At 36.2% G+C, this 686-nt stretch carries 2 protein-coding genes; both read right to left on the reverse strand.

All coding sequences use genetic code 11. The features are described from left to right. Nucleotides 1–216 (reverse strand): flagellin N-terminal helical domain-containing protein (locus H2280_RS08405; RefSeq protein ID WP_442862349.1); only part of this gene is annotated, 216 nt, incomplete at its 3' end. A gap of 146 nt (nucleotides 217–362) precedes the next feature. Then, nucleotides 363–686, reverse strand: a 324-nt coding sequence (locus tag H2280_RS08410; RefSeq protein ID WP_337216255.1) for a flagellin, incomplete at its 5' end; no start/stop codon positions are given.

A 686-nucleotide genomic window follows, 5' to 3' on the forward strand; every position in this document is an offset into this window, starting at 1 on the left:
AATCGCATCATTACCATTGTTGATTGCTTGACCTAAAGTCGCTGCTTGTGAACGCAAAGAATCTGCAATAGCCATCCCTGAAGCATCATCTGCTGCCGAGTTAATTCTAAGACCAGAACTAAGTCTACTTAAAGACTTATCAAGCTCATTAGCATTAACCACCGAATTCGCATGTGCGTTCAACGCACCTATATTGGTGTTTATTCTAAAACCCATTTTAAATCCTTTCAAAATATTGCATCAAAAGGATATAAGCAATAAGTGTTCCAACTTTTTATTTTATAGAGGAAAAATGAAATATTTTTAAAAAATTTTTAAAGAGGTAAAAAATCTAAGCCTAAAGCTAGGCTTAGATCGGATTTCTATTGAAGCAATCTTAATACATTTTGTTGGCTTGCATTCGCTTGAGCCATAGCGTAAGATCCACTTTGAGCTAGGATATTTGCTTTAGAGTAGTTTGCACTCTCGCTTGCAAAGTCCACATCTCTGATTTGTGATTCAGCTGATTTCACATTAACCTGAGTTACTGTGATATTGTTAATGGTCGATGTGATTTGATTTTGTACAGAACCTATATCTGCTCTGATTTGATCAAGATTGTTAATCGCAGTTTCAGCAATATCCATTACCGCCATAGCTCCTTTAAGTGTAGTTACACCAGCAGTTTCACTAGCAACACCTGCATT

This window comes from Campylobacter sp. 2457A (assembly GCF_020135895.1).
Taxonomy (GTDB): domain Bacteria; phylum Campylobacterota; class Campylobacteria; order Campylobacterales; family Campylobacteraceae; genus Campylobacter_D; species Campylobacter_D taeniopygiae.